Source organism: Streptomyces solincola (assembly GCF_002982015.1).
GTDB lineage: Bacteria > Actinomycetota > Actinomycetes > Streptomycetales > Streptomycetaceae > Streptomyces > Streptomyces solincola.
On record NZ_PVLV01000237.1, the window covers coordinates 1 to 9372 of the forward strand.

Here is a 9372-nt window from a genome sequence, read left to right on the forward strand (position 1 = left end):
CGAGGGGCTCACGCTGTGCCGGAGCGCCAACGGCGAGACCGCGCCGGGCAGCCAGCGCTCGGGGCGGCGCAGCGCGGTCTCGCCGTTGGCGCTCCGGCACAGCGTGAGCACCTCGGCCACGGTGGGCCGGGCGGCCGGATCCTTGGCCAGGCACCGGGTGACCAGCTCGCGCAGCGGCTCGGGCAGGTCGTCCAGCCGGGGTTCCTCGTGGACGATCCGGTAGAGCACGCCGTGCGAGGTGCCCTCGCCGAACGCGGGGGTGCCGACGGCCGCGTAGGCGGTGATCTGGCCCAGCGCGAAGATGTCGGTGGCGGAGGTGACGGCCTGGCCGGCGGCCTGCTCGGGCGCCATGAAGGAGGGGGTGCCGATGGTGACGCCGCTGCCGGTGAGCGAGGTGGCGTCGGCGGCGCGGGCGATGCCGAAGTCGATGACCCGCGGTCCGTCGGCGGCCAGCAGCACGTTGGCGGGCTTGAGGTCGCGGTGCACGATGCCGGCGCCGTGGATGACCGCGAGGGCCTCGGCGATGCCGGCGGTGAGCAGCAGGACGGTCTCCACCGGGAGCCGGCCGTGGCTCTGGACGGCGGCGGCGAGCGAGGGCCCGGGGACGTAGGCGGTGGCCAGCCAGGGCTGGCGGGCCTCGGCGTCGGCGTCGATCACCGGCGCGGTGTAGAGGCCCTGGACGCGCTGCGCGGAGTGCACCTCCTGGGCGAAGCGGCGGCGGAACTCCGCGTCCTCGGCGAAGTCGGGCCGGATCACCTTGATGGCGACGGGGCGGCCGCCCGGCGTGTACGACAGGTAGACCTTGCCCATGCCGCCGGCGCCGAGCCGGGCGGCCAGCCGGTATCCGGCGACGGCGCGCGGGTCGTCCTCCTCCAGTGGCTGGAAGACGGCGTCGCCCTGACCTGACGGACCACCACTCATCGTTCGCTTCCCCCATACGGCGTCGGTGCGTTGTCCTGCGTTCCCGTGTCCGCGCGCGTCCGCGTTCCCGCGTGCGCGCGTCTGGGCTACCGCACCTTAGCCGAGCCGGAGAGGCCCTCCGCGGGCCATGCGGTATGCACGGCGTCATGAGTGAGACGACGACCGAGGAAACGCCCGCGCGGATCGCGGGGCTGCTGCTGGCGGCCGGCGGCGGACGGCGGCTGGGCGGCAGGCCCAAGGCGCTGCTGGAGCACCGGGGGCGGCCGCTGGTGGAGCACGCGGCAGGGGTGCTGCGGGCGGCCGGCTGCGAGCGGGTGCACGTGGTGCTGGGGGCCGCGGCGCAGGCGGTACGGGAGCGGGCGGCGCTGCCCGGCTGCGTGCTGGTGGACAACCCGGACTGGGAGCGGGGCATGGGTTCGTCGCTGCGGGCCGGGCTCGGCTCGCTGGCCGGGACGGAGGCGGACGCGGTGCTGGTGTCGCTGGTGGACCAGCCGGGGATCGGCGCGGCGGCGATGGGGCGGGTGGCCGCGGCGTACCGCTCCCGGATGTCGCTGGCGGCGGCCGCGTACGACGGCCGGCGGGGGCATCCGGTGCTGCTGGGCGCGGACCGGTGGGCGGCGGTGGCGGCGAGTGCCTCGGGCGACCGCGGGGCACGCGCCTATCTGAGGGAGCACGAGCCGGCGATCACGCTGGTGGAGTGCGGGGACCTCGCGGAGCCGTACGACATCGACACGCCGGAGGACCTGCGGCGGCTGGCCTGAGCGGTCGGCGCGGGCCCGGCTGCGGCGGGTGAGTGGCGTGGCACCGAGCGCCACATTCTGTCGACTCGGAGAATCTCGACATCAAACAACCATTGAACTTCCACCATAAGGAAACTAGTATCCACTGATCAGAAGCGTCTGTACGTCAGAAGGCGCCCGTGGCCGCATCCCGGCGCGCGCGGCACTCAGTGCCGTGCGACGACGCCCCGGCGGTCATCGCTCGGCGCCGCGCCCATGCCCCGCTGAAGGAAGTGACAGCTCATGTCCGCACCAGCGCCGACCCCGCTGGCGACCGTCGAAGCCGCCGAGCCCCTCCCCCGGCAGGACGAGGTGCTCAGCGAAGCCGCCCTGGCCTTCGTGGCCGAGCTGCACCGCCGGTTCACCCCCCGGCGCGACGAGCTGCTCGCCCGCCGGGCGGAGCGCCGCGCGGAGATCGCCCGCACCAGCACCCTCGACTTCCTCCCGGAGACCGCACAGCTCCGCGAGGACGAGAGCTGGAAGGTGGCCCCCGCGCCCGCCGCGCTGCGGGACCGCCGGGTCGAGATCACCGGCCCGACCGACCGCAAGATGACGATCAACGCCCTCAACTCCGGGGCGAAGGTCTGGCTCGCCGACTTCGAGGACGCCTCCGCCCCGACCTGGGAGAACGTCGTCCTGGGCCAGCTCAACCTGATCGACGCCTACGAGCGGAAGATCGACTTCACCGACCCGCGCAGCGGCAAGTCCTACGCCCTCAGGGACGCCGCCGAGCTGGCCACCGTCGTGATGCGGCCGCGCGGCTGGCACCTGGAGGAGCGCCACCTCACCGTGGACGGCCGCCCGGTGCCCGGCGCCCTGGTCGACTTCGGCCTGTACTTCTTCCACAACGCCCAGCGCCTGATCGACCTCGGCAAGGGCCCGTACTTCTACCTCCCGAAGACGGAGTCGCACCTGGAGGCGCGCCTCTGGAACGAGATCTTCGTCTTCGCCCAGGACTACGTCGGCATCCCGCAGGGCACCGTGCGCGCCACCGTGCTGATCGAGACGATCACCGCCGCGTACGAGATGGAGGAGATCCTCTACGAGCTGCGGGACCACGCCGCCGGGCTCAACGCGGGCCGCTGGGACTACCTGTTCTCCATTGTGAAGAACTTCCGCGACGGCGGGGCGCGGTTCGTCCTGCCGGACCGCAACGCGGTGACCATGACCGCCCCGTTCATGCGGGCGTACACCGAGCTGCTGGTGCGCACCTGCCACAAGCGCGGCGCGCACGCCATCGGCGGCATGGCGGCCTTCATCCCGTCCCGCAAGGACGCCGAGGTCAACAAGGTCGCCTTCGAGAAGGTCAAGGCCGACAAGGACCGCGAGGCCGGCGACGGCTTCGACGGCTCCTGGGTCGCCCACCCGGACCTGGTGCCGATCGCCATGGCCTCCTTCGACGCGGTCCTCGGCGACAGGCCGAACCAGAAGGACCGGCTGCGCGAGGACGTCTCGGTGGCGGCCGGCGACCTGATCGCCATCGACTCGCTGGACGCCCGCCCGACGTACGACGGGCTGCGCAACGCCGTGCAGGTCGGCATCCGCTACATCGAGGCGTGGCTGCGCGGCCTGGGCGCGGTGGCCATCTTCAACCTGATGGAGGACGCGGCGACCGCCGAGATCTCCCGCTCGCAGATCTGGCAGTGGATCAACGCGGGCGTGGTCTTCGAGAACGGCGAGAAGGCCACTCCGGAGCTGGCCCGCACGGTCGCGGCCGAGGAACTGGCCGCCATCCGCGCCGAGATCGGCGAGGAGGCGTTCACCGCGGGCCGCTGGCAGCAGGCGCACGACCTGCTGCTGAAGGTCTCGCTGGACGAGGACTACGCCGACTTCCTCACCCTCCCGGCGTACGAGCAGCTCGTCGGCTGACGTCCGTCACGGCACCGCCGCTCCGCCCCCTGGCACCGCACAGCGCCCGGGGGCGGAGCGCTGTCAGGTGCCGGGCGGGATGACGACCGTGCGCTGGGCGGAGAAGTCGCCCCAGGCGCCGTCGGGCAGCTTGGCCCGGATCTTGACGCTGTAGCGGGTGCCCGGCGGGTCGCTGACGGCGAAGGTGTACGCCGCCCGCCCGGCGGGCGGCTCGCCGCCCCAGACGATGGTGGTGGCGAACTTCCCGTTCAGGTAGAGCTGGTGCTCGGTGACCGGGCCGCCGGTCTCCGGCGGGGTCCAGCGCAGCACCACCTCGCCCTTGCCCGGGGTGGCGGTCAGCCCGGTGGGCGCGGTCGGGGCGTCGCCGCCGGGGCCCTGGCGGGTGGTCAGGTCCACCACGGCGCTGTCCGGCGAGGAGTTGTCGGCGGCGTCCCGGGCCCGCACGGTGAAGCTGTAGACCTGGCCGGGCCGCAGCCCCTCCACCCGGGCCGAGGTCGCCGTGCCCGGGACGCTGTGGATCCGCGAGTCCTCCTGGTAGACGTCGTACGCGGTGACGCCGGTGTCGTCCTCGGCGGCGCGCCAGCTCAGGGTCACCGCGCGGGAGGACTCCACCGTGCCGCGCGGGGCGCCCGGGACGCTCGGCGGCCGACGGTCGTCCGGCTTCGGCTGCGGTGTGGTGACGGAGACGGCCTTGCTGGGGGCGGAGAGGTTCCCGGCGGCGTCCTTGGCGCGCACGGTGAACTCGTAGGCGGTGCCGGGCGTGAGGCTCTCCACGTCCACCATGGTCTTCGCGGCGGGCAGCGCCTTGACCCTGGCCCCGCGCTGGAACACCTCGTATCCGGCGACCCCTTCGGCGTCCGCCGCCCGCTCCCACATCACGTGCGCCGACGTGGCGCTGCTCGCCTGGACGGTGACCCCGGCGGGCACGGCGGGCGGTTCGGTGTCCTTCGGCGCCGCGTCGGCGCCGCCGGAGCAGCCGGCCAGCAGCAGCGCCGCCACGCAGGCCGGGACGGCGGACAGGGCGAGGGTACGTCGCACGGTGGCGCCTCCGGGTCTCGGCGGGCACGGGCCGGGATTGGTCCAGACCTATAGGCCGGAGACCTGTATGCCACATCCGGAGCCGGGGATTCAAGACCCCGTCGGGAAGTGGATCGCGTGCGGGCGCGATGCGTTGTCAGTGCGGGGTGCTTCACTGGATCTCGTCACTCTCCGTGATGATTCGGTACGAGGATCGGGGGATCCGATGGCTGACCGCATGACCTATCTGCGCGCCGACGGACTGCGCGGGCGCGGCTGGTCGGACGGCATGGTCCGGGCGCTGCTGGGCTGGCCGGACGTCCAGGGGCGCGACCCGCGGCGGCGGTCGGTAGCGCCGGTGCGGCTCTATCTGCTGGCCCGGGTGGAGGCGGTGGAGCGGTCGCCGGAGTTCGCCCGGTGCGCGCAGGCCGGGCCGGGCGCGGCCGCGCGGGCGGCCGCCGAGCGGCGGCGCCAGGCGGTGCTGGCCGCGGTCCGGGCGGAGCCCGTCCGGGTGCCGGTCCTGCCGGTGCCCGAGCTGGAGCGCCGGGCCGCCAGCCACCGGCGCGTCCTGGCGGGGGCGGGACCGGGGGCGGCCGCCGGGCCGCCGGGAGCGGCGGCGAGAGGGCCGTCCGGCGCCCCGAGGGCCCGGACCCGGCCGCCGGGTGACCCGGTGGCCCGGGTCGGACCGCCGGGGGCGCTGGTGCGGTGGCAGGTCGACTATCTGCGGCACGCGCTGAGCCGGTACGACGTGCTGCTGGACGGGCTGCACGGCGGCGTCGGCCGGGCCGAGGCGGAACGGCTGCTCCACCGCCGCCTGCTGGAGGCCGTCGCGGCCGCGTACCCGCATCTGGCGGCCGAGTGCCGGCGGCGGCTGCGATGAGCCGGCCCGCGGCGGCTGCGGGCCTCTCCGCGCCGAAGAGTCCCGGGCGGCCTGCGGCGGCGCACGGCGGCTCGGGGGCCTGGGCCGATGAGTCCGAGGTGGCCCGCGGCGGGGAGCCCGGGGCGGCCCGCGGCGGCTCCGGGGCGGCCTGCGGCGAGAGTCCGGGGTGGCCTGCGGCGGCTTCGGAGCGGCCCGCGGCGGGGAGCCCGGGGCGGCCTGCGGCGGCTCCGGGGCCTGGGCCGATGAGCCCGGGGGGCCTGGGCCGATGAGTTCAGTCCGCGCGAGCGGTCTGCACTGCCATGGACTCGCACACCGACACCCCTGCCACCGCCCTGCTCGACCTCGGCCCGGCCACCCGGGAGGTGGCCGCGCTGCTCGACGGCGTCTCCGAGGAGCGGCTGGACGGCCCCACGCCCTGCCCGGATTACGCGGTACGCGAGCTGCTCGCCCATCTCCAGGGCCTGGCCGTCGCCTTCCGGGACGCCGCCCGCAAGGACCTGGGCCCGACCACGGACACCGACCCGGGGTCGGCCCGACCGGTGCTCTCCGCCGACTGGCGCACCGCTCTTCCCCGGGTCCTCGGGGAGCTGGCGGACTCCTGGCGCTCACCGGAGGCGTGGCAGGGCCTCACCCGGGCCGGCGGGGTGGACCTGACGGGCGAGGTGGCCGGGATGGTCGCGCTCAACGAAGTGGTGGTGCACGGCTGGGACCTGGCCCGGGCCACCGGCCAGCCGTACACGGCGGACGAGGAGGCGCTGAAGTCGTCCTACGCGCTGCTGTCGCCGCCCGCCGGCGGCGGAGAGGGGGACGGTGGCGGCGACAGCGGCGGAGAGGGGGATGGCGGAGCCGACGCCATCTTCGGACCGCCGGTGCCGGTGCCGGACGACGCACCGCTGCTGGACCGGGTGATCGGCCTGAGCGGGCGCCGCCCGGACTGGCGGCCGGCCGGCTGAACCCGCCCCTCACGCGGCAAGGGGGTCAGGCGTCGCCCTGGCCCGGTCGGGCGTCGTCCTGGCTGGGGACCAGGTTGATGCGCTCGCGGACCACCGGGTAGCCGGCTCGGGCGAAGGCCGTGGCCATCGGGATGTTGCCCTGGTCGGTGGCGGCGGCGATGGCGTCGGCGCCCCGCTCCACCAGGTAGTGGGTGCACTCGGCCAGCAGGTCGGCGGCGTAGCCGTGGCCTCGGTGCTCGGGCAGGACGCCGATGAAGCCGACGCAGGGGCCGGACGGGTTGTGCGCGGGGATGTGGATGCCCGCGAGGGTGCCGTCCGGGGCGTGGGCGACCTGCCACCACTCGCGCGGCGAGGGGCACCAGTGGAAGAAGTCCAGCTCCTCGCGGGCCGCCTGCTCCAGGCCGCCCTCGGCGATGGCGCGCAGGGCGTGCGCGTCCAGGGTGGCGGAGTGGATGCGGCGCAGGGCGTCGAGGAAGACCTCGTCGTCCGGTTCGGGGGCGCAGGTCAGTCGGCCGGGGCGCGGGGGCAGGCCGGACGCGGGGGTCCAGCGGTACATGAAGCGTTCGACCAGCACCTGGTAGCCGGCGGCTCGGGCGGCGCGCAGCCGGGTCTCGCCAGCCGCGCGGGTGGCCGGGTCGTCGCGCCAGCCGGAAGGGAGGTTGAGTTCGAGCTCGACCCGGTGCGGGGCGGTGCGCAGCAGTTCGGCGCCGGCCTCCTCCTCGCCCTCGGCGACGTCGAACCAGTTGACGTTCACGGGCGAGGTGTCGTGGGGGCCGCCCCACCAGGCGCCGCGGGCGACGACGCGGTCGCCGCGCAGGGCGATCCGCTTCCAGTCGGGGCGGTGGGTGGTGCGGGCGTGGGCCGAAGCGGCGTCGAGGGGGTCGGGCAGGGTGTCGAACAGGTGGGCGTCGCTCGCGTCGAGCGCGCGGATGACCAGGTCGGTCACGGGATGTCCTCCGGGGACGGGAAGGCGGGGCGCGCTCCCGGGCCGGACGGATCGTCGCGTCAGGCCGTGTGCGCCGGGGAGTGGGAGGGGGAGCGCGTGATGACAGGGGTGGACATGTCGGCTCGCCTCCTTCCGGTCCGTGCGGGCGTCATGGACACGCTAGCGGTGGGCAATGCACCGCGTCCACCGGTTTGCCGATCTTGCCGCCCGGGTCGCCGGGCCGCCTGGGGCGTCCGGGGCGGGCCGCCCGGGGGTTCGGACCGTCCGGGGCGCGCCGCGCCGGGCCGCCCGCCGGACGTCCTCGGGTCCGGACGCGCCTCGGGTCCGGACGCGCCTGGGGGGCGGGCGCGGCGGTGGTCGCCGGGCCCGCCCCCAGGGGAGCGGCTGGGTCAGTGGACGGGCGCGGCCGGCCGGGTGCGGCTCTCGCCGATCTCCTGGCCGGGCTCCATGGGAGCGGTGACCTCGTCGTCGTCCCGGCGCCGGCCGAGGTGGTTGAAGACGAGGTTGAGCAGCACGGCCATCACGCAGCCGGTGGAGATCCCGGAGTCCAGGATGATCTTCGCGGTCTCCGGGAAGGAGTGGTAGAACTCCGGCGCGGTGATCGGGATGATGCCGACGGCCAGCGAGACGGCCACGATCAGGACGTTGTTGTCCTTCTCCAGGCCGGCCCGGACCAGGGTCTGGATGCCGCTGGCGGCGACCGAGCCGAACAGCACGACACCCGCGCCGCCGAGCACCGGCCGGGGGACGACGGAGATCAGCGAGGCGGCGACCGGGGACAGGCCCATCAGGACCAGGAAGCCGCCGCCGCAGGCGACCACGAACCGGCTGCGGATCCGGGTCATCGCGACCAGGCCGATGTTCTGGGCGAAGGCGCTACAGATGAAGCCGTTGAACAGCGGGCTGATCGCCGAGCCGAGGGTGTCGGCGCGCAGTCCGCCGGCGATGGTCTTCTCGTTCGCGGGCCGGTCGACGATCTCGCCGAGGGCGAGCATGTCGGCGGTGGACTCGGTCATCGACACGAGCATCACCACGCACATCGAGATGATGGCGGCGGCGGCGAACTGCGGGGCGCCGAAGTGGAACGGCGTGGGGAAGCCGACGATGTCCGCCTCGGTGACGGGGCTGAAGTCGGTGACGCCGAAGGGCATGGCGATCAGGGTGCCGAGGACCAGGCCGACCAGGACGGCGATCTGCTTGAGGAAGCCGCGGGTGAAGCGGCGCAGCAGCAGCACGATGACCAGGGTGATGCCGGCCAGACCGAGGTAGGTGGTGGAACCGTAGTCGTCGGCGCCGGGGTTGGGTCCCTGGGCCCAGCCGAAGGCGACGGGCAGCAGCGAGATGCCGATCAGGGTGATCACGGTGCCGGTGACGACCGGCGGGAAGAACCGGACCAGCTTGCTGAAGTAGGGCGCGGCGATGAAGCCGAGCAGACCGGCGACGATGACCGCGCCGAAGATGACGGGGAGGGCGTCGGCCTTGTTCTCGGTGGTGTCGATGATGGCGAGCATCGGGGCGACGCCGGCGAAGGTGACGCCGTTGACGAACGGCAGCCGGGCGCCGATCTTCCACACGCCGAGGGTCTGAAGGAAGGTGGCCAGGCCCGCGGTGAAGAGGCTGGCGCCGGTCAGGAAGGTCAGCTCGGTGGGGGACAGCCCCACGGCGGCGCCGACGATGAGCGGCGGGGCCACCACGCCCGCGTACATCGCGGCCACGTGCTGGAGGCCGCTGGTGGCCATCTTCAGGGGCGGCAGGACTTCGTCGACCGGGTGCTTGCGCTCCGTGTCGGGTGCTTCGAGGTCGGCGGCGGTGTTGCCCGGGGCGGCGGGGGACTCGTCGCCGCTGCGGGGGTTGGGCTCAGGGGCCATGTCGGCTCCTCCGGTCGATTTTCGCGTCGCGCTGGACGCGGCTTCAGGGAGGTGGTGCTGGTGGTGCGCCCGTGTGTCGTGGTGCCGTGGTGGGGGGCCGACACGTTCACCGTGCCGGGGGGTGGGGCGGGCCCGTATG

At 74.6% G+C, this 9372-nt stretch carries 8 protein-coding genes; 4 read left to right on the forward strand and 4 right to left on the reverse strand.

Translation table 11 applies throughout. The annotated features are described in order from the left end of the window. Positions 1-921, reverse strand: a 921-nt coding sequence (locus C6N75_RS16540) for a serine/threonine-protein kinase (protein WP_146132582.1), incomplete at its 3' end; no start/stop codon positions are given. Positions 922-1067: 146 nt separating this feature from the next. Here C6N75_RS16540 and C6N75_RS16545 point away from each other — a divergent pair. Both C6N75_RS16545 and aceB read left to right on the forward strand, forming a co-directional pair. Then, positions 1068-1682 (forward strand): nucleotidyltransferase family protein, encoded by a 615-nt coding sequence (locus tag C6N75_RS16545; RefSeq protein ID WP_105869684.1) that lies wholly within the window; start codon positions 1068-1070, stop codon positions 1680-1682. 261 nt (positions 1683-1943) lie between these two features. Further along, positions 1944-3569 carry a malate synthase A gene (gene aceB / locus C6N75_RS16550; RefSeq protein ID WP_105869679.1) on the forward strand — a complete coding sequence of 542 codons (1626 nt, stop codon included), beginning with the start codon at positions 1944-1946 and terminating at the stop codon, positions 3567-3569. 63 nt (positions 3570-3632) lie between these two features. Here the strand turns inward: aceB and C6N75_RS16555 are convergent, their stop codons facing one another. Then, positions 3633-4607 (reverse strand): fibronectin type III domain-containing protein, encoded by a 975-nt coding sequence (locus C6N75_RS16555; protein WP_105869680.1) that lies wholly within the window; start codon positions 4605-4607, stop codon positions 3633-3635. 205 nt (positions 4608-4812) lie between these two features. Between C6N75_RS16555 and C6N75_RS16560 the strand changes: the two genes are divergently transcribed. Next, positions 4813-5466, forward strand: coding sequence for a hypothetical protein (locus C6N75_RS16560; RefSeq protein WP_105869681.1), 654 nt, complete (start codon positions 4813-4815; stop codon positions 5464-5466). A gap of 299 nt (positions 5467-5765) precedes the next feature. Then, a complete protein-coding gene (locus tag C6N75_RS16565; RefSeq protein ID WP_105869682.1) occupies positions 5766-6419 on the forward strand; it encodes a TIGR03086 family metal-binding protein in 654 nt (217 codons plus the stop codon). Between the two features lie 25 nt (positions 6420-6444). Here C6N75_RS16565 and C6N75_RS16570 read toward each other — a convergent pair whose 3' ends face one another. Continuing rightward, positions 6445-7365 (reverse strand): GNAT family N-acetyltransferase, encoded by a 921-nt coding sequence (locus tag C6N75_RS16570; RefSeq protein ID WP_105869683.1) that lies wholly within the window; start codon positions 7363-7365, stop codon positions 6445-6447. Between the two features lie 389 nt (positions 7366-7754). Beyond that, positions 7755-9104, reverse strand: a complete 1350-nt coding sequence (locus C6N75_RS16575) for a nucleobase:cation symporter-2 family protein (RefSeq protein WP_105869685.1) — start codon at positions 9102-9104, stop codon at positions 7755-7757. Positions 9105-9372: the final 268 nt, after the last annotated feature.